The organism is Rhodococcus sp. O3 (assembly GCF_048897285.1).
Taxonomy (GTDB): Bacteria; Actinomycetota; Actinomycetes; order Mycobacteriales; family Mycobacteriaceae; genus Rhodococcus.
Map to the genome: position 1 here is coordinate 16,394 of NZ_JBMBTE010000008.1, position 17,243 is coordinate 33,636.

Here is a 17,243-nt window from a genome sequence, read left to right on the forward strand (position 1 = left end):
GGCCGTTCGGTCACCGGGCCGTTATCCTCGAGCGCATGACCGTGAGGCACAGGATCACGAAGCGATCACTGTCGGGTGCGGTGACCCTGCTCGGTGCGGCGGCCGTGGCCGTGGTCACCGGTGCACCCGCCTCGGCAGACGCTGCCGAGCCCGCCTCCGGCGATTGCGTGCAGAACCTCGGCGGACCGGTGGTCGTGGACGGCGGCGACCCGGTCGCGCCGATCTCCAGATTCGAGGACTTCCGCCTCCTCGGACTCGACGGCGGCGCCGGTAACGCGTGCATCACGAACCTGGGACCCGGCACGGTCTCGGTGACGCGACCGGTGGGACGTGTGGACGGCCGCACCACCGTCTCCTCGGCACCGGTCGAGATGCGGGTCGACGGCGGCGTCGGCAACGTCGCGGTCACCAACGTGGGCGTGGGCGTGGTCACGGTGAACCGCCGCTGGATCGCGCCGGGCCCCGCCGCGGTGCACGAACCTGCGCCCGAAGGGATTCCGGAACTGATTCTCGACGCAGGGCGCGGAGGCGTGTTCGTCACGAACATCGGCGCCGGCTCGGTGACGGTCGCGGACTGGAACGCCGCCGACGGGCCGCTGCCCGCCGAGATCCCGGCGCCGCCCGGCACGGTCGTCACCGACCCGATCACCGGCAACGTCTACGTCACGAACCTGTTCGGACCGGCCGTCACGGTCGTGCACCGTGCCGGCGCCCAGGCCCGCGTCGTCGACCGCAGCGTCGTCGGAAACACCCTCGACTACGGAACCGGGAACGTGTTCGTCACGAACATCGGAGGAGGTCCGGTAACCGTAATCCGGGAATGACATTCCGGGTCACGTCCTGTTCACGGCCGTGACATGTCGGGTCGGGACAATCGGCCCGGAGCACAGCGAACGAGTCGACAGGGGGAGCCGCGTTGAGGCTGAATCGAATGTTGACGATGATGACGGCCGCAGTGGGGACCGTGCTGGCGTCGGTCATGACAGTACCTGCGGCACAAGCAGATCCGGGTTGGTGTCCGACGTTGAACGTCGTCGCGGTGCCGGGGACGTGGGAGACGTCCAGCACTCCGGATCCGGCGCGCGGCAACGGTATGCTCGCCGCTGTCACCACCGGCCTGCCCCCGGGCACGCGAGTCGACTACGTGCAGTATCCGGCGACCGCGTTCCCGTGGGAAGGCGACGTGTACGGCGCGTCCCGTCAGCGTGCCGTCGACAATGCGCGCGGTCTGATCGCGGCGACCGCCGCTCAGTGCGCCTCCACCCGCTTCGCACTCGTCGGCTACAGCCAGGGCGCCGACGCCGCAGGCGATCTCGCCGCGGAGATCGGGACGGGACTCGGGGTGGTGCCGCCGCACCGGCTCGCCGCGGTCGGGTTGCTCTCGGATCCGCGACGTTCCGAAACCGACATCCTGGTCGGCCCGCCGGTCGCCGGTAACGGTGCCGGAGGCCCCCGCCTCGGCGGGTTCGGATTCGTGACCCCGAACGTGCGGACGATCTGCGCGGTCGGCGACCTGTACTGCTCGACGCCGAAGGACGACTTCGTCACGCGCCTGGCGGGTTTCCTCGCAGTCGCCGCCGGCAGCACCCCGGATCGCTTGGAGAGCTACCGGCGCGAGGCGGAGGGTCTGTACAACGACATCATGTCTGCGGGCGGGCTACCGACCCTGCAGTTGCAGATCACCCCAGAGGCCAACGACGAGCGTGAGGACGAGATCCGCCGGTTCTTCGAATCGCAGGTGCACCAGGACTACGGCACCTACATCGTCGACGGCCGCGGCACGACCGCGACCACCTGGCTACGGAACTGGCTCGCCTCGAAGGCGTAGGGCGGCTGCGCCGCCCGTGTGCCTTTGTGGCGGCCCCGACCGCCACAAAGGCACACCGGCTCAGTCGATTTCGAACCGCGAACCGACGCGCATCGCACGCGGGGCGAGGCGGCTGATCCACTTACGGGCCTTGGCTTCCGGCGCGACCGTCACGATCGGCTGATTGTGACGGACCGCCGCGACCATGGCGTTCGCGACCCGCTCGGGCGGGACGCCGAGTTTGCGGTATATCGCGGACGTCCGCGAGCGCCGTGCCTTCCGGACCTCCGGATTGGGCTCGACGAACGCGATGCTGCTGTTGAAGTTCGTCGAGACCAGGCTCGGGCACACCGCGGTCACACCGATGCCGTATTCGAGCAGTTCGGCACGGAGGCAGTCGGAGAGCATCAGCACTGCAGCCTTGCTCGTGGCGTACGCGGCGATGCGCTTCTGCGGCATGAACGCCGCCGCGGACGACACGTTCACGATGTGCCCGCCGGTGCCGCGTTCGATCATCTGCTTCGCGAACACGCGGCTCCCGTAGACGACGCCCCAGAAGTTGACGTCCATGACGTGCTCGAACACTTCCTGCGGCGTGTCGACGAACGATCCGATCATGCCCAGTCCGGCGTTGTTGACGAGGACGTCCGGCACGCCGTGACGCTCACGGACCTTCCTTGCGAACTCCTGGACCTGTTCCTCGTCGGTCACATCGACGAGGTAGGCGTGGGCGCCGCCGCCGAACACCGCCGCGGCACCACCGGCGCGTGGGTCCGGGGTGTTCACGAGGTCGACGGTCTCGCGCGCGGCCTCGAGGTCGATGTCTGCGACGACGACGATCGCACCGGCTGCCGAGAACGCCTGAGCGGCGGCCCGGCCGATGCCGCTGCCGCCGCCCGTGACCACGACGAGAGTCCCGGTCAGATCGCGCAGGCGCAGGTGCAGGGCCGCGCCTTTGCGCCAGCGTCGAATCTGGGACGTACGCGGTGTCATGCGTCCATCTTCCCGTGGCCGGCCGATCTTGGCAGGCGTGACGGAAAGCTGCGTTATCCGGACTGCAGGGAAGGCGAAAGCGCCGGCAGTCGCGTGGACTGCCGGCGCTTTCGTTCACCGACGGGGGCGGGTGCAACCCGCCGATGTCAGCGGTTGTCGTCGTAGCGGTTGTCGTCGTAGCGCGGTGGCGACCCGAGGTCCATCGGCCCGCTCCGGAACTGGTCCTGCTGCGTGGGAATGGGCTGCGACGGCCACTGCGTCCCCGGCGGCACCGGCTGTTGATGCTGTGCCGGTTGCTGGTGCTGTGCCGGTTGCTGGTGCTGTGTTGCCTGCTGCGCCCACGCGGTGGCCTGATCGACGTGCCGTGCAGGCTCGTCCGGCGACCGCAGACGTCGCGGACGCTCCGTCATCGGCTCGGGAGTGCTCTGCTGCACATCGGTGAGCAGGGACGCGGGGAAGTAGATCGACGCGGTGATGCCGGCGTTCGTCTCCGAATCGAAGGTCGGACGCAGACGCACGCTGATGCCGTTGCGGGCCGCGAGGCGACCCACCACGAACAGACCCATCTGACGCGGTGCGTGGATCTCGGCGCTGTCACCGGCGGCGAGACGCGAATTGATCTCGTTGAGGATCTCCGGGGAGGCGCCGATACCGCAGTCGGCGATCTCGAGCAGCAGACCGCCACCGACCGCAGCGGAGAACTCGAACGTGACGGTGCTGTTCGGCGGAGAGGCCCGCAGCGCGTTGTCGACGAGTTCGGCCAGCAGGTGGACGACGTCGGAGACCGCGCTGCCGACGAGGTACCCGTGCGGAGTGTTGCCGATCCGCACCCGCTGGTAGTTCTCGACCTGGGAGACCGCACCGCGCAGAACGTCGCCGAGCGGAGCCGGGGCGCTGCGGGTACGGGGACGGGTGCCGGAGAGCACGAGGAGCGAGTCGCCGGTGCGTCGCATGCGCGCGGCGAGGTGGTCGAGCGCGAACAGGCTCTGCAGCCGGACCGGGTCCTTCTCCTCGTACTCGAGCGAGTCGATGAGCGACAACTGCTGCTCGACGAGCGTCTTGTTCCGCCTCGCAAGGGTTTCGAGCATCGTGGAAACCTGCTGCCGCAGATGCGCCTGCTCACCGGCGAGCCGCAGCGCCTCGGAGTTCATCGAGTCCACGGCGCGGGCGAGCTCACCGAACTCCTCGTCGGTGTGCACATCGATCGGTGCCAGTTCCACGGAGGTGACGTCCGCGCCGTCCTTGACCGCGGCGATCGCGGCGGGCAGTTCGTGGTTCGCGGCGCCGAGCACACCGTCACGCAGGCGGCGCATCGGCACGGACAGGGCTCGTGCCACCAGGAGCGCGACCGCGAGCGCGACCGCGAGGATCGCGAGAACGATGATGCTGTCGCGAATGGCGGCGGACCGTGCGTCGGAGGTGAGCCGGTCCAGTGTCGCGGTCATGCGCTGGATGGCCACGTCGTTCGTTTCCTGATACGGCGCGTACGCATTGAGCATGGAGTCGCGCAGTTCGAGGCCGGCCTTGAGGCTGGGTACGAAATTGGTGATCAGGGACCGTTTCTGGGCGACGTTCCCGAGCATGACGTCGACCTGGCCCGTGTCGAGGGAGGTTCCCCGGAGCAGCCCGAGCGTGCCCTCCTCGATGTTCAGGGCGTTGAGCGCCATGAGCTTGGCCGCGTCGGGGTTGGTCGCGAAGACGGCGAGCGAGGTCATCTGGTCGAGCATCGTCCGCTGGGCGTTCCAGGCGGTGAGCATGTTCGTGCCGTCGGTGAGCACCTCGGTGTTCTCGGTGAGGTCGAGCAGCATGCGGAAGGTCGCTTCACATTTGATGAGGAAGTCGACGGTGCGCTTCTTGAGCTCGTCCCGCGAGATGGAGCCGTCCTGGATCGTGTTGTAGAGCGCCTGCCCGTCGTCGGCGACCGTGGTCAGCCTCTCGGTGACATTCGGATCGAAATTACCTGCGACCGTGAGGTTCCGGACGTTGGCGATCGCCGCCGTGACGTTCTCGGGGCTGAATTCCTCCTCGATGGCCAGGCCGAGACTGGTCGCGGTCGCCGGGGCGACGACGATGTTCGAGAAGTCGAACAGCACCGGGATGATTTCCATCTGCTCCGACAACGAGTCGAAGCGGCGCGCTTCGTCGAGCTGCGTCGACACGCGCAGCGCACCGAGCGCGACGGCTGCGAGGAGAGGAATCGCGAGCACGACGGCGAGCTTGTAGGACAAGCGCCAGTTCATCAGGCTGAGGGAGCGGCTCTTTCGTTGCCCCATTGATTGCGTCATCCTTCCCCGGGGGATGCGTCTCGGGTAGGCAGTGGGCGCACCCTTCGGCATGTCAGGTGCTCGTTATACAGGATGACAATGCCTGTTGTACATACGATTTATAGGTTCGCTTACGGCGACCTCGCAGAATCCCGTTCTGGCGGAGTGACGCCCGTCACAGCAGTTCACACCCGGAGCAGATCCCGCACGTGTCCGGTCTCGTTGATCGACGCCGCGCGGCGGGCTCCGTTGCGGGAGACCAGGACCCGGGTCACCGAGGTGTACTCGATCGGGAACTCTAGCGGTCGCGCGAGGCCGAGGATGTTCTGCAGCACGGCATTGACCACACCGCCGTGCGCGAACACCGCGACCGTGTCCTCGTGTGCGCACGTGCCGACGATCCGGTCCACCCCGCGCAGGACGCGCGTGCGGAAGGCTTCCTCGTCGACGAATTCGGGCAGCAGCCCCGCACGGATCCGTTCGAAGGCCGCGGGTGCGAGCTCGCGGGCGTCGTCGAACGGGATGTAGTGGTCGAGGTCGTAGTCGTACTCGGCGAGGTCGCCGATCTGCTCCACCGGAAGGTCGCGTTCGACCGCGAGCGGTGCGGCGGTTTCGAGCGCGCGGCGCTGCGGACTGCTGAAGATCCGGCGGATGCGATAGGGCGAGAGGGCCTCGGGGAGGCGGGCGGCCTGAACGTGGCCCTCTTCGGCGAGCGCCGGGTCGGCGCGGCCTTCGGTGACCCGGCTGTGCACGGGAAGAGCATGGCGAATCAGAAGCAACTGCACACACCCACAGTGCCACGAGGGCCGAGCGATCGCTCGGTGAGGTCCGTGTTTCACGTGAAACCCGGCGATCACCGTCCGCGGGGTTTGGCGAGCGGGAAGGCCAGCGATTCGCGGATGCTGCCGCCGGTGATGAGCATGACGATGCGGTCCACGCCCATGCCCAGTCCGCCGGTCGGGGGCATCGCGTGCTCGAGTGCCTGGAGGAAGTCCTCGTCCAGTTCCATGGCCTCCTCGTCACCACCCGCCGCGAGCAGTGACTGCTCGGTGAGCCGGGCCCGCTGATCGATCGGGTCCGTCAGCTCGCTGTAGGCGGTGCCCAGTTCGATGCCCCACGCGACGAGATCCCATTTCGCGGCTACGCCCGACTTCGTCGGGTGCGGCCGGGTCAGCGGCGAGACCGACGTCGGGAAGTCGGTGTAGAACGTCGGGAATTCGGTGCGGGACTCGACGAGATGCTCGTACATCTCCTGCGCGGTGGCGCCGGCGTCCCACGCCGGGTTGTAGGGGATCTCGCGGTTGTCGCACAGCCGTCGCAGTTCCTCCACCGGTGTGCTCGCGTCGATGTCGACGCCGAGCGCCTCCGAGATCGCCCCGTGGAAGGTCTTCACCGGCCACTCTCCGGAGATGTCGATCTCCACCGGCTTCCCGTCCGGACCGGGCCGGACCAGGATCTCGCGACCGTGCGCCGCGACCGCGGCATGCTGGACGAGCTCGCGTGCCATCACCCGCATCTGCTCGTAGTCGCTGTGCGCCTCGTACGCCTCGAGGATCGTGAACTCGGGATTGTGCTTGAAATCCGCGCCCTCGTTGCGGAACACCCGGCCGATTTCGAAGACCTTCTCCATGCCCGCGACGCACAGCCGCTTGAGATACAGCTCCGGGGCGATCCGGAGATACAGGTCCAGGTCGTAGGCGTTGATGTGGGTGACGAACGGCGCGGCGTTGGCACCTCCGTGCACCGACTGCAGGATCGGGGTCTCCACTTCCAGGTATCCGCGCGCAGCGAGTTGGTCGCGCAGGGACCGCACGACGGCGCTGCGCGCGGTCAGCAGCCGCCGCGCACCCGGATTGATCGCGAGGTCGACGTAGCGTTGCCGCACCCGAGCCTCGGGGTCGACGAGCCCGCGCCACTTGTCGGGCAGCGGATGCAGGCACTTGCCGTCGAGGCGCCAGTCGTCGACGAGCAGCGCGACGTCTCCGTTGCGGCTGCGTCCCATCGTCCCGCTGACCTCGACGAGGTCGCCGAGGTCGAACCTGAACCTGCGGCCGCCGACGGCGCCGCGGTCGACGAGGAGCTGGACGTCGCCGGACCAGTCCCGCAGCACCGCGAACAGCACCCCGCCGAAGTCGCGGATCCGCAGCAGCCGGCCCGCGACGCGGACCGCCGTCCCGGCGGGTGCGTCGTGGGCGGTGACCGCGGTGTGGGTGGGACGTACGGCCACCGGATACGGATCGATGCCCGCGTCGGCCAGCGGTGCGAGTTTCGCCATCCGCACCCGGACCTGCTCGGGGCGGCGGGGCCCGACGGGCGCGGCGGCGACGGGGGGAGCGGCGACGGCGGCAGCAGTGGTGGGGGCACTGCCGTCGTCGTGCAGCGTCCCGGATTCGGCGAGCGCGGCCGGGGCGTGGTCGTGGGTGCCGGTGTGGTGCACGGCCTTCTGCCGCCGGAAGCTGGGGACGGTGAGGAAACCCTCGGCGATCGCGGAGGCGATGCCCACACGGGGCAGCTCACGGTTCTCCCGGAAGCACAGGTACCGGGGCGCCCACTGCGGACGGTATTTCAGGTTGGAGCGGTACAGGGCCTCGAGCTGCCACCAGCGGGAGAAGAACAGCAGGATCGACCGCCACAGGCGCAGGATCGGGCCCGCCCCGATCCGCGACCCCTCCTCGAACACCGACCGGAACACCGCGAAGTTCAACGAGATTCGGGTGACACCGAATTCGTTGCCGTGGGTGGCCAGTTCCGACACCATCAGCTCCACCACGCCGTTCGGGGCGGACGGGCTGCGCCGCATCAGGTCCAGCGAGATGCCGTCGGTGCCCCACGGCACGAGCGACAGCAGCCCGACGGTCTCGCCGTGGATGTGCGCCTCGACGAGCAGGCAGTTGCCGTCGAGGGGATCACCGAGCCGGCCGAGCGCCATGGAGAAGCCGCGTTCGGTCTCGGTGTCGCGCCACTCGTCCGCCAGCCGGATCACCTCGGCCATCTCGTCGTCCGTCAGATCGCGGTGCCGCCGGATTCGTACCGCCACGCCCTGTTTCCGCGCGCGGCTGACGGCCTGGCGGACGGGCCGCATCTCCCTGCCGGAGAGCGTGAACTCCGAAGTGTGCAGGATCGCTTCGTCGCCGAGTTCGAGCACCGACAGCCCGGCCCGGTTGTACGCCGTCGCGCCGGCTCGGCTCGCTCCCATCACCGCCGGTGCCCAGCCGTAGCCGCGGGCCAGCGCGAGCCACTCGTCGATCGCGTGCGGCCAGGCCTCGGGGTTGCCGATGGGGTCACCGCTGGCCAGGCACACCCCGACCTCGACGCGATAGGTGACGGCGGCCTTCCCGCTCGGGGCGAACACCACGGCCTTGTCCCGGCGGGTCGCGAAGTAGCCGAGCGAATCGTCGCCGTCGCGGTCGAGCAGACCGCGGATCGCGGATTCGTCGCTGCCGGTGAGCGCGTTCTCCGCGCGTTGCGAGCGGAACAGGACGACGACCGCCGCCAGCAGCGCCAGCGCACCGAGCAGGCCCAGCAGGGTGTTGACGAAACCGTTTGGGCGACCGCTGAACTGGTCGTTGTCGAGGATCGTCAGCGCGGTCACGCGGTTGAACGCCCACAGCAGTCGTTCGTCGCCCGGCAGCGAGCCGGGGAACAGTTCGACCAGACCCCAGCCGATCAGGGTCCCGAGTGCGAGTCCGCCGACGAGCACCGCGAGTGCCTTCCACACCGCTCCGCGCCGGACCCGCGTGTAGAACTGCGGGTATGCGGCGATGAGGATTCCGACGACGGCGAGATGCACGACGAGCGCGACGGCTGCGTTCGGGTTGCGTTCGGTCACCGCGACCACGGCGTTGTCGATCGTGAAGGCGATGAGGTAGACGGTCAGGATCCACCAGGCGATGCGTTTTCGTCCGGCCAGAGCCGCCGCGAGCAGACCGACGACCAGTGCGTACGAGAGGCTGGTGTCCGGTGCATCGAAGTAGTAGGTGTCGATGTACTCGCGCGGCACGTGGATCCAGTAGCGCAGGGTCGGCGAGATCGACCACAGGGCCACCAGTACGGCGAAGACGCCCAGGACCGTTCCGGTTACGTGTGGGACAGAAGCGAGTCGCCCCCCGGTGGTCGCGGCGGGCAGTCGCGTGGAGACGGCCGGTGGGACGGTGACATCCGCAGGCATGATCACGACGTTAGCCGCGCTGCCGGAAGTGGGCTGTGAAACCAGAGGATTCGGGCGCATGTGCCGGGGTGGGCGTCGCCACGACGCCCACCCCGGGGGTGATGGAGTTCCGGTGGTCAGACCCGGCTGCGGCCGGTCACGAGCTTGACGAGGAACAGGAGGATGCACGCACCGACCAGGCAGGTGACGAAGCTGAACAACCAGCCGCCGCTCTCGACGTCGGCGCCGAGGAGGCTGAAGATCCAGCCCCCGAGCAGGCCGCCGACGATGCCGACGACGATGTTGAGCAGGATGCCCTGCTGGGCGTCGGTACCCATCAGTTTCGAACCGATCCAGCCGGCCAGGCCGCCGATGATGATCCAGGCGATGATGCTCATTGACAACATAGCGTCGAGTCTCCTTTTTCCGTTATCGGTGTCGCGTCGGGGATTCCCCGGCCGAAGCGTCGATATACCTTGTGATGCAATATATTTCGAGTTTCATTCGGATGGTGGTCAACCGCCGATCATCACCGACGCGGTGAGGATGCATCCGGCGGTGGCGAGCGCGACCAGGGCGCCGAGGGGCGCCGAGTGGGTGAGGACGGCGGCCGGGATTCCCGTCACGCCGATCCCGGCGAGAGCGAGTGAACCCGAGAAGCCAATGGGGTGATCTGCGAGGCGGGTGGGGGATCCGTCCGGGCGGGCTTCGACATCGTTCCCGCGTGAGGTGATCGGGCGTCCGGCGATTTCGGCGTGCATAGTCGTCCTCTCATGCACGGCGCTCGTGTGCGCCATCGGGGGCGTACCTGCTGTATGACCGGAGGGATGCCCGTTTCGTGACGGATCGATACCTGCGGGAAGGCCGATGCGTTCGAATTCAGGCGGAGGCCGGGCGCAGTGCCTGACGTTCCGTCTCGGACAGTCCTCCCCACACGCCGTGCGGTTCCCGGACGGCGAGTGCGTGTTTCAGGCAGGCCACTCGCACCGGGCAGCTGATGCACACGGTCTTCGCGGCGATCTCGCGGCGGCGGCGCTCACGGCGGGACTCGCCGGTAGGGGCGAAGAACACTGCCGAGTCCGTGCCGCGGCAGGCCGCGCGCAGCTGCCATTCCCACTCGCTTTCGACGGGTCGCAGACGGGGATTTCGATACTGTCCGATTCGCTTGCTGCGACCGGTGTTCTCGGCCATTTCCATACCTCCGGCTCGATGGGGAAATCGAAATTCGCTTTCGAACAGGTGATTACTTGTAGGGCACTCGCCGTCGGCATGTCAAGCTCGAAAAATAGGTTTGAAGTGCAGAAACAGGGGTACGGGCCCGTCGTCGAATTTCGATGTGTGGAACGGCCGCGAGCGGGGTAAACGGCGATGATCACGTGTAGCCTTCAGCGAATGGAATACCCGGATGTTGCACCCGAATCGCATCTCGGACTCGCCGTGGAGGTCACGGACAGTGTGGTCGTGCTGCACGTGAGTGGGGAGATCGACATCGTCACCGCGCCGGCGTTCGAGCAGAAACTCGCCGAGTTGGCCTCTCTGTCCGGTACCTCCGCGTCCGATACCTCGGTACTGGTGGTCGACCTGCTCGGCGTCCGGTTCCTGTCCTCCGCGGGTCTGGCCGTGCTGATGCGCACAGCCGACGAACTCGAAGGCCGTTCCCGGTTCCTGATCGCCGCTACCGGCCCGGCGACCGCGCGGCCGATGACGCTCGTGGGCATGGCCGAGACTCTCGAGATATTCCCGACGGTGGAAGCGGCACTGACGACGGTATGAACGAGTGCGAAAGGCGGGTCGTGGCGGCTACGGCGGATCGGCACCTGGTGATCGAAGGCGAACGCGCCGACCCACACGTGCTCGCGACGGTGCGGCGGCAACTCGCGGAATTCGCGCGGGTGATCGGGTTGCCGCCGGACACCACCGGCGATGTCCTGCTCGCCACCTACGAGGCGCTGGCGAACATCGTCGAACATGCCTATTCGCCCGGCGACCCGGGCACGTTCGATCTCGTCGTCGAACACAGTGACGAGGACGCGGCGCTCACCGTCACCGTCGTCGATCGAGGGTCCTGGAAGCCGGAGGCCGACAACAGCGTGACGAGGCGCGGTCAGGGACTCCGGCTGATCAACGCCCTCAGTGAGTCCGTGCGGGTCGACCGTGGAGACGGGGGAACGCAGATCCGGATGCAGTGGCACTACAGGCCGACGCGGGGCGGTTGAGACGGGCGGCGTCGGGGTACGAGTTCACATAATCTCGACTCGAGGAGGGCCCATGAAGAAGATCATCGCTGCTGCACTGGTCGCATCCGGAGCCGTACTGTCACTGGCCGCCTGCGGCGACGACGACTCCGACTCCGCATCGGTCACCACCGACAATTCCGTCGAAATGCAGACCCCCACGGAGGAGGAGACCACTGCCGGCGAGACCACCGCCGACGAGACCACGGTGACGTCCACGGACGAGCTGGGCGCGTTCGACCAGGCCAAGCTGAGCGCCTTCGTCGTCGCGTTCCGCACGGGCTACTCGGACCTGTCGGAGAACCGGGACGACGCCAGCATCGAGAACATCGTGATCACCTCGTGCAACGATCTGGCGAGCGGTGCCGACGAGCAGCAGGTCACACAGCAGATCATGACGCTGGCCGCCAACAACGACGTCCAGCCGACGCCCGAGCAGGCCGAGCAGATCTACGACCTGGTCACGCCTGCCTGTCCCTGACCTTCGCTTTTGCCTCGGCCGCGCGGCCGTCTCCGGTCATGTCCGCTTCCTGACGCGCCCGGAGGCGGTCGCGTTCTGCCGTGAGCGCGGTGTTCGTGTCTTCGAGCTCGAGAATGCGGGAGATGCCGGCGAGGTTGATGCCCTGGGCGACCAGCGCGACGATCCGTTCCAGCCGGGCGAGGTCGTCCCCGCTGTAGCGGCGGGTGCCGCCGGCGCTGCGGGCCGGGGTGAGCAGACCGTGCTGTTCGTACAGCCGCAGGGTCTGGACTCCCACTCCGGCCAACTCGGCCGCGACCGAGATTGCATACACCGCCTGGGACGAACCGGGCAGGTGGTCGCGTCGATCCGAGTTCATGACATCCCTTTCTGATCGAACTGTCAGATTACCTGATGCCATCCCTTGCGCTCTTCTATCTTCGGTGGTACATAATATCTATGTCAGATGACATAGGTTATCTGAGTTCCTTCAAGTGAGAATGGAGTGAACCGGAGGTGGCGACCATGTTGATGCGCACCGATCCCTTCCGCGAGCTGGACCGCCTGACCCAGCAGGTATTCGGTACGCCGGCACGCCCGGCGGTCATGCCGATGGATGCTTGGCGGGAAGGTGACGAATTCTTCGTGGAGTTCGATCTGCCGGGTATCGACGCGGACTCCCTCGATCTCGACGTCGAACGCAACGTGGTCACCGTGCGGGCGTCGCGTCCCGAGCTGGATGAGGGACGAACCATGATCGCCGCGGAACGCACGCGCGGTGTCTTCAGCCGGCAGCTGTTCCTCGGGGAGAATCTCGACACCGACCGGATTCGTGCGGAATATCGTAACGGCGTGCTGCGACTGGCGATCCCGGTGGCCGAGCAGGCGAAGCCCCGCAAGATCGAGATCGCGCGGGACAGCGAGCGCCAGGCGATCAGCGCCTGATCGCCCCCGGTTGCTTCGGGAGATCCGATGACGACCGTTGCAGTTCCTGATCTGTCATCGCTCGACAACCGGTTGCTCGTGCCCGACCTGGATCTTTCCGGGTTGCTCGGCGAGATCGAGACCTTCGACCGAGAGATCCCGGCACCGCCGGAACGATCCATGAGAGTGTCCACCGCGCTGCGGGATCGCGACGGGGAAACCGGATTGCGGTATCCCCCCGTCCTGCAGGGCAGACGACCGAGGGGGATACCACCCACCCAGCGGAGCCCTCCGGAGGGGTGACGGCCTTCGGCCCGTACGAAGGCCCAGCCCCGAAGAGGAGCGCCGGTATCGGCTCGACCGAGAGTGAGGTGATGCCAGTCGCCGGCCAATGCGTACCTCATTCGTCTTGCCTCTCCTCCCACGGGTGGGCCCGGACGACATCGTGTCTCCGGGTCCACCCGATTTTTCTGCCGGAGCGCCACCGTGCGGACGGGGCCCGGAGCGAGGAAAACGGAAATTTCCGAAAAAGGAGGAATAAGTGGCCCGGAATGGGGGTATCAGGGGGCGTTCCTGTGGCACAGAAGGGAGGCGAACGATGCAGACGAGGCAGGGGAAGGCGCCGTGGAAGACCGCTCGGAAGTCGGTGGTGAAAAGCATGTACGCGCTGTACGGGATCTCGTACTTCCGCGGTCACGGTCCGGAAGCGGGTGCGCGGGCGCGCACGGAGCGAGCAGGAGGGGCGATCTCGTGGGCGTAGCGGATCCCGAAAAGGTAGCAACTGGCGACTTGCCCGAAATCACACCGGGCTCGCAGTTGAGGCTCGATGTCGACTTCACCGAGGGTGTCGCCGTGCTGCACGCGGCCGGCGAGATCGATGTCGTCACCGCCCCGGCGTTCGAACGGAAACTGACCGAGTTGGCCGCGCTGTGCGGCACGTCCACACTGGTGGCCGACCTGCTGGATGTCCAGTTCCTCTCGTCGGCCGGGCTCGCGGTGCTCATGCGCACAGCCGACGAACTCGAGGGCAGATCCCGGTTCCTGATCGTCGCCGACGGTCCGGCGACCGCGCGGCCGATGGTCCTGGTGGGGCTGGCCGAGGCTCTGGAGATCTTCCCGACCGTCGAAGCTGCCTTATCGACCGTATGAGCCACCAGGGACGACAGGCTCCACCACCGGCGTCGGTTCACACCGGCGGCGGTGATCGATGCCTCTGCCTCGACAGGCTTCCCGCCGACCTGACCGCGCTCGCCCCGATCCGGCACCGGTTGGCACAGTTCGCCCGCGAGATCGGCCTCCCCGCGGACACGACCGGCGACATGCTCCTGGCGACCTACGAGGCGCTGGCCAACGTCGCCGAGCACGCCTACCCGCCGGGAGAGCCGGGCACCTACGATCTGCATGCGGTCGATCGTCCGGAGGGCGTTCTGACGGTCTCGATCGTCGATCGGGGGACGTGGAAACCGGAAGCCGACAACAGTCGTACGCGTCGCGGTCGGGGCATACGCCTGATGCACGCCTGCAGCGACAGCGCCCGCGTCGAAACGGGCGACGAAGGAACCCGAATTCATCTGCAGTGGAACTACGGGACGGACCGCACTTCCCTGCCCGAGTCAGAACAGCAGGTAGAACCTTGACACAGACCGCATCTCGTCCGATGCCGTCCGCACCCGAACCGGAGCCGGGCGGCGCCGCGATTCCGACGACATTGTCGGTGCCCGCGCTGCACGCCCAGCTGCCCGTCATCCGCATGCTCACCGAGGTGGTGGCGATGCACAGCGGGTGCACCCTCGATCAGGTCTCCGATCTCAAGCTGGCGGTCGACCAGATCTGCACGCTCCTCATCGACGCGGCCGCACCGGCGACCGAGATCACCTGCCGATTCCACGGGGGTCGCGAGGTGTTCGACATCGAGGTCACCGCGACGACCGTGCGATCCTGGCGACCGGAACCCGACAGCCTCGACTGGCGGATCGTGGAATTGCTCGCGGACACCGTGTCTGCGAGCGAAACCCCTGCGCCGAACGGGGAAACCGCGGAATCGACGGTGAAGTTGAGCATCGGGATGCCGACATGACGCTTGCCGAAATCGATTCTCCCTCTGCCGGAGCCGGTCCGGCGAACACCCGAAGAATCGACGAAGTGGAACTCGCGGAGCTGTTCGTCGCCCTGCGTGGATGCACCCCCGGTTCCGCCGAGGCCACCGCCCTTCACGAGAAGATCGTCACGGCCGCGATGCCGCTGGCGCAGAACATCGCTCAGCGATTCGCCGGCCGCGGTGAGGACATCGACGATCTGAACCAGGTCGCCTATGTGGGGTTGCTCCACGCGATCGACCGGTTCGACGCCGAGAAGGGACGCGGTTTCGCCGCGTACGCGGTCCCCACCGTCATGGGCGAGATCCGTCGCTACTTCCGTGACCACGCCTGGTCCACGCGCGTACCGCGGCGGCTCAAGGACCTGACCGTGTCCATCAACAAGGTCACCGACGACCTCTCGCAGCGGCTGGGCCGGTCACCGACGGCAGCGGAGATCGCGGCCGAGATCGGTGCCGATACCGGCGAGGTCATCGAGGCGCTCGCCGCCCGCAGTGCATATCAGCCCGCCTCCCTGGACACGCCCCTCGATCTGTCCGACGACGGTTCGGGTGCGACGCTGGCGGACACGCTCGGCGAGGAGGACGAGCAGCTCGCGAAGTCCGAGCGCTATCTCCTCCTGAAGCCGCTGCTCGAGCGCGTCCCGGAGCGCGAGCGGCACATCCTGATGCTGCGGTTCTTCGAGGAGAAGAGCCAGTCGGAGATCGCGCGGGAGATCGGTGTCTCCCAGGTGCACGTCTCCCGGTTGCTGGCCAGGACCCTGGCGGACATGCGGTCCCGGCTGTCCGAGGAGTAGGCGACCGTCCGGTTCGGATGTGCCGGGCCGGGGTACCCCCGTCACCGAAGAATGCTGCTCTCACGGAGGCTGTCGTGACCGCTGACTCGCACCGCGACGAATCGGACTTCGTCGTGGTGGCCAACCGTCTTCCGGTGGACCTGGAGGAGCAGCCCGACGGTTCGAGAGCGTGGCGGCGCAGCCCCGGCGGCCTCGTGACGGCCCTCGAACCGGTTCTCCGGAGTCGGAACGGAACCTGGGTGGGATGGCCCGGTGCCTCGAAAGGCGAGATCGAGCCGTTCGTCCTCGACGGGCTGCGGATGTATCCGATCCACCTGAGCAAGGACGAGGTCGAGGGCTACTACCACCGATTCTCGAACAGCACGCTGTGGCCGCTGTACCACGACGTCGTGGTCAAACCGACCTTCGACCGCAGCTGGTGGGGCACCTATCGGGAGGTGAACCTCCGATTCGCCGAAGCCACGGCGCGCGCGGCCGCACCTGGAGCCACGGTATGGGTGCACGACTACCAGCTCCAACTGGTGCCGGCGATGCTCCGGGAGCTGCGGCCGGACCTCAAGATCGGTTTCTTCCTGCACATTCCGTTCCCACCGTCCGAGCTCTTCGCGCAGTTGCCGTGGCGGGTCGGCGTGCTGCAGGGGATGCTCGGCGCCGATCTGGTCGGATTCCATCTGCCCGGCGGCGCGGAGAACTTCCTGGCGCTCGCGCACCGTCTGCTCGGTCTCGAGACCCAGCCGATCCGCGACGGTGTGGGCAGCGTGGAGTGCGGCGACCGGACCGTGCGGGTGGGCGCATTCCCCATCTCCATCGACTCCGCGGAACTCGTGGAGCAGGCACGCAGCGAGAAGATCCGTGCCCGGGCCGCCGAGATCCGGGAGGAACTCGGGGACCCCGAGCACCTTATGCTGGGGGTGGACCGCCTGGACTACACGAAGGGCATCGATCTGCGCCTGCAGGCGATCGGCGAGCTCTACGACGACGGTCGGCTCGATCCGGCGAAGCAGGTGATGATCCAGCTCGCCACCCCCAGCCGGGAGCAGGTGGAGCAGTACGCACTGATGCGCGACGCGGTCGAGCTGCAAGTGGGCCGGATCAACGGTGAGCACGGACAGCTGCACCGTCCCCCGGTGCACTATCTCTACCAGCCCGTCGACCGCGAGGAGCTGATCGCCCTGTTCGTAGCTGCGGACCTCATGCTCGTCACCCCGCTGCGGGACGGAATGAACCTCGTCGCAAAGGAATACGTGGCCTGTCATCCTGACCACACCGGCGCGCTCGTGCTGAGCGAATTCACCGGGGCGGCACACGAACTGCACCAGGCGTACCTGGTCAATCCGCACGACCTCGACATGGTCGAGGACGTCATCGTCGAGGCGCTCGACGCCGACCCGGCCGCGCGCGAGGAACGGATGGCCGCGATGCACGAGCAGGTGGTCGAGAACGACGTCCATCGGTGGGCGGCAAGGTTCCTCGACGCCCTGCGCCGCTCCGGTGACTGACGGTCCGGCGATCACCGGGACCGTGA

At 67.6% G+C, this 17,243-nt stretch carries 19 protein-coding genes; 11 read left to right on the plus strand and 8 right to left on the minus strand.

Going from position 1 to position 17,243, the window contains the following annotated elements:
• Positions 1 to 35 precede the first annotated feature (35 nt).
• The gene (locus ACN675_RS04470) at positions 36 to 824 is read left to right on the plus strand and encodes a hypothetical protein (RefSeq protein ID WP_420749711.1); all 789 of its coding nucleotides are present in this window, start codon (positions 36 to 38) and stop codon (positions 822 to 824) included.
• 119 nt (positions 825 to 943) lie between these two features.
• On the plus strand, positions 944 to 1,828 hold the full coding sequence (locus ACN675_RS04475; protein ID WP_420749777.1) for a cutinase family protein: 885 nt from the start codon (positions 944 to 946) through the stop codon (positions 1,826 to 1,828).
• A gap of 60 nt (positions 1,829 to 1,888) precedes the next feature.
• On the opposite strand, the gene ACN675_RS04480 is transcribed toward ACN675_RS04475, so the two are convergent.
• The 7 genes from ACN675_RS04480 to ACN675_RS04510 form a co-directional block, all read right to left on the minus strand.
• Positions 1,889 to 2,800: an SDR family NAD(P)-dependent oxidoreductase gene (locus tag ACN675_RS04480; protein ID WP_420749712.1), complete on the minus strand. Its 912-nt coding sequence runs from the start codon at positions 2,798 to 2,800 to the stop codon at positions 1,889 to 1,891.
• 146 nt (positions 2,801 to 2,946) lie between these two features.
• The gene (locus ACN675_RS04485; protein WP_420749713.1) at positions 2,947 to 5,073 is read right to left on the minus strand and encodes a sensor histidine kinase; all 2,127 of its coding nucleotides are present in this window, start codon (positions 5,071 to 5,073) and stop codon (positions 2,947 to 2,949) included.
• 176 nt (positions 5,074 to 5,249) lie between these two features.
• Complete coding sequence (locus ACN675_RS04490) at positions 5,250 to 5,849, minus strand: histidine phosphatase family protein (protein ID WP_420749714.1); 600 nt, start codon at positions 5,847 to 5,849, stop codon at positions 5,250 to 5,252.
• A 68-nt stretch (positions 5,850 to 5,917) separates the two neighbouring features.
• Positions 5,918 to 9,232, minus strand: coding sequence for a bifunctional lysylphosphatidylglycerol synthetase/lysine--tRNA ligase LysX (lysX, locus tag ACN675_RS04495; RefSeq protein WP_420749715.1), 3,315 nt, complete (start codon positions 9,230 to 9,232; stop codon positions 5,918 to 5,920).
• 116 nt (positions 9,233 to 9,348) lie between these two features.
• The gene (locus ACN675_RS04500; RefSeq protein WP_420749716.1) at positions 9,349 to 9,618 is read right to left on the minus strand and encodes a GlsB/YeaQ/YmgE family stress response membrane protein; all 270 of its coding nucleotides are present in this window, start codon (positions 9,616 to 9,618) and stop codon (positions 9,349 to 9,351) included.
• Positions 9,619 to 9,726: 108 nt separating this feature from the next.
• Entirely contained in the window at positions 9,727 to 9,972 is a 246-nt protein-coding gene (locus tag ACN675_RS04505) for a hypothetical protein (RefSeq protein WP_420749717.1), read from the minus strand.
• Positions 9,973 to 10,090: 118 nt separating this feature from the next.
• On the minus strand, positions 10,091 to 10,402 hold the full coding sequence (locus ACN675_RS04510; RefSeq protein WP_420749718.1) for a WhiB family transcriptional regulator: 312 nt from the start codon (positions 10,400 to 10,402) through the stop codon (positions 10,091 to 10,093).
• A 201-nt stretch (positions 10,403 to 10,603) separates the two neighbouring features.
• Here ACN675_RS04510 and ACN675_RS04515 point away from each other — a divergent pair, with 201 nt between their 5' ends.
• Genes ACN675_RS04515 through ACN675_RS04525 form a run of 3 tightly spaced genes read left to right on the plus strand, consistent with a single transcriptional unit; the run spans position 10,604 to position 11,926 of the window.
• Entirely contained in the window at positions 10,604 to 10,984 is a 381-nt protein-coding gene (locus tag ACN675_RS04515; RefSeq protein WP_420749719.1) for an anti-sigma factor antagonist, read from the plus strand.
• 20 nt (positions 10,985 to 11,004) lie between these two features.
• Entirely contained in the window at positions 11,005 to 11,427 is a 423-nt protein-coding gene (locus tag ACN675_RS04520) for an ATP-binding protein (RefSeq protein WP_420749720.1), read from the plus strand.
• Positions 11,428 to 11,479: 52 nt separating this feature from the next.
• A complete protein-coding gene (locus tag ACN675_RS04525) occupies positions 11,480 to 11,926 on the plus strand; it encodes a hypothetical protein (protein WP_420749721.1) in 447 nt (148 codons plus the stop codon).
• On the opposite strand, the gene ACN675_RS04530 is transcribed toward ACN675_RS04525, so the two are convergent.
• Positions 11,907 to 12,281 (minus strand): MerR family transcriptional regulator, encoded by a 375-nt coding sequence (locus ACN675_RS04530; protein WP_420749722.1) that lies wholly within the window; start codon positions 12,279 to 12,281, stop codon positions 11,907 to 11,909. The two genes, ACN675_RS04525 and ACN675_RS04530, sit on opposite strands and share 20 nt — an antisense overlap.
• Before the next feature lie 146 nt (positions 12,282 to 12,427).
• Between ACN675_RS04530 and ACN675_RS04535 the strand changes: the two genes are divergently transcribed.
• From ACN675_RS04535 to ACN675_RS04560, 6 genes are all read left to right on the plus strand, one after another.
• Entirely contained in the window at positions 12,428 to 12,847 is a 420-nt protein-coding gene (locus tag ACN675_RS04535; protein ID WP_420749723.1) for an Hsp20/alpha crystallin family protein, read from the plus strand.
• A 768-nt stretch (positions 12,848 to 13,615) separates the two neighbouring features.
• Positions 13,616 to 13,975, plus strand: coding sequence for an anti-sigma factor antagonist (locus ACN675_RS04540; protein ID WP_420749724.1), 360 nt, complete (start codon positions 13,616 to 13,618; stop codon positions 13,973 to 13,975).
• Positions 13,972 to 14,463, plus strand: coding sequence for an ATP-binding protein (locus ACN675_RS04545; protein WP_420749725.1), 492 nt, complete (start codon positions 13,972 to 13,974; stop codon positions 14,461 to 14,463). Before ACN675_RS04540 ends, ACN675_RS04545 begins: the two co-directional genes overlap by 4 nt.
• The gene (locus tag ACN675_RS04550; RefSeq protein WP_420749726.1) at positions 14,460 to 14,903 is read left to right on the plus strand and encodes an anti-sigma factor; all 444 of its coding nucleotides are present in this window, start codon (positions 14,460 to 14,462) and stop codon (positions 14,901 to 14,903) included. Before ACN675_RS04545 ends, ACN675_RS04550 begins: the two co-directional genes overlap by 4 nt.
• The gene (locus ACN675_RS04555; protein WP_420749727.1) at positions 14,900 to 15,718 is read left to right on the plus strand and encodes a SigB/SigF/SigG family RNA polymerase sigma factor; all 819 of its coding nucleotides are present in this window, start codon (positions 14,900 to 14,902) and stop codon (positions 15,716 to 15,718) included. Before ACN675_RS04550 ends, ACN675_RS04555 begins: the two co-directional genes overlap by 4 nt.
• Before the next feature lie 17 nt (positions 15,719 to 15,735).
• Complete coding sequence (locus tag ACN675_RS04560; protein ID WP_420749728.1) at positions 15,736 to 17,217, plus strand: alpha,alpha-trehalose-phosphate synthase (UDP-forming); 1,482 nt, start codon at positions 15,736 to 15,738, stop codon at positions 17,215 to 17,217.
• Positions 17,218 to 17,243 lie beyond the last annotated feature (26 nt).

What these genes read in the sequence shown, in the direction of transcription:
- ACN675_RS04535 (WP_420749723.1), top strand. Translation starts at nt 12,428, where the DNA reads ATGTTGATGCGCACCGATCCCTTCCGCGAGCTGGACCGCCTGACCCAG.
- ACN675_RS04505 (WP_420749717.1), bottom strand. Translation starts at nt 9,972, where the DNA reads ATGCACGCCGAAATCGCCGGACGCCCGATCACCTCACGCGGGAACGAT.
- ACN675_RS04510 (WP_420749718.1), bottom strand. Translation starts at nt 10,402, where the DNA reads ATGGCCGAGAACACCGGTCGCAGCAAGCGAATCGGACAGTATCGAAAT.
- ACN675_RS04475 (WP_420749777.1), top strand. Translation starts at nt 944, where the DNA reads ATGACGGCCGCAGTGGGGACCGTGCTGGCGTCGGTCATGACAGTACCT.
- ACN675_RS04555 (WP_420749727.1), top strand. Translation starts at nt 14,900, where the DNA reads ATGACGCTTGCCGAAATCGATTCTCCCTCTGCCGGAGCCGGTCCGGCG.
- ACN675_RS04500 (WP_420749716.1), bottom strand. Translation starts at nt 9,618, where the DNA reads ATGTTGTCAATGAGCATCATCGCCTGGATCATCATCGGCGGCCTGGCC.
- ACN675_RS04545 (WP_420749725.1), top strand. Translation starts at nt 13,972, where the DNA reads ATGAGCCACCAGGGACGACAGGCTCCACCACCGGCGTCGGTTCACACC.
- ACN675_RS04470 (WP_420749711.1), top strand. Translation starts at nt 36, where the DNA reads ATGACCGTGAGGCACAGGATCACGAAGCGATCACTGTCGGGTGCGGTG.
- ACN675_RS04530 (WP_420749722.1), bottom strand. Translation starts at nt 12,281, where the DNA reads ATGAACTCGGATCGACGCGACCACCTGCCCGGTTCGTCCCAGGCGGTG.
- lysX (WP_420749715.1), bottom strand. Translation starts at nt 9,232, where the DNA reads ATGCCTGCGGATGTCACCGTCCCACCGGCCGTCTCCACGCGACTGCCC.
- ACN675_RS04515 (WP_420749719.1), top strand. Translation starts at nt 10,604, where the DNA reads ATGGAATACCCGGATGTTGCACCCGAATCGCATCTCGGACTCGCCGTG.
- ACN675_RS04480 (WP_420749712.1), bottom strand. Translation starts at nt 2,800, where the DNA reads ATGACACCGCGTACGTCCCAGATTCGACGCTGGCGCAAAGGCGCGGCC.
- ACN675_RS04560 (WP_420749728.1), top strand. Translation starts at nt 15,736, where the DNA reads ATGTGCCGGGCCGGGGTACCCCCGTCACCGAAGAATGCTGCTCTCACG.
- ACN675_RS04525 (WP_420749721.1), top strand. Translation starts at nt 11,480, where the DNA reads ATGAAGAAGATCATCGCTGCTGCACTGGTCGCATCCGGAGCCGTACTG.
- ACN675_RS04485 (WP_420749713.1), bottom strand. Translation starts at nt 5,073, where the DNA reads ATGGGGCAACGAAAGAGCCGCTCCCTCAGCCTGATGAACTGGCGCTTG.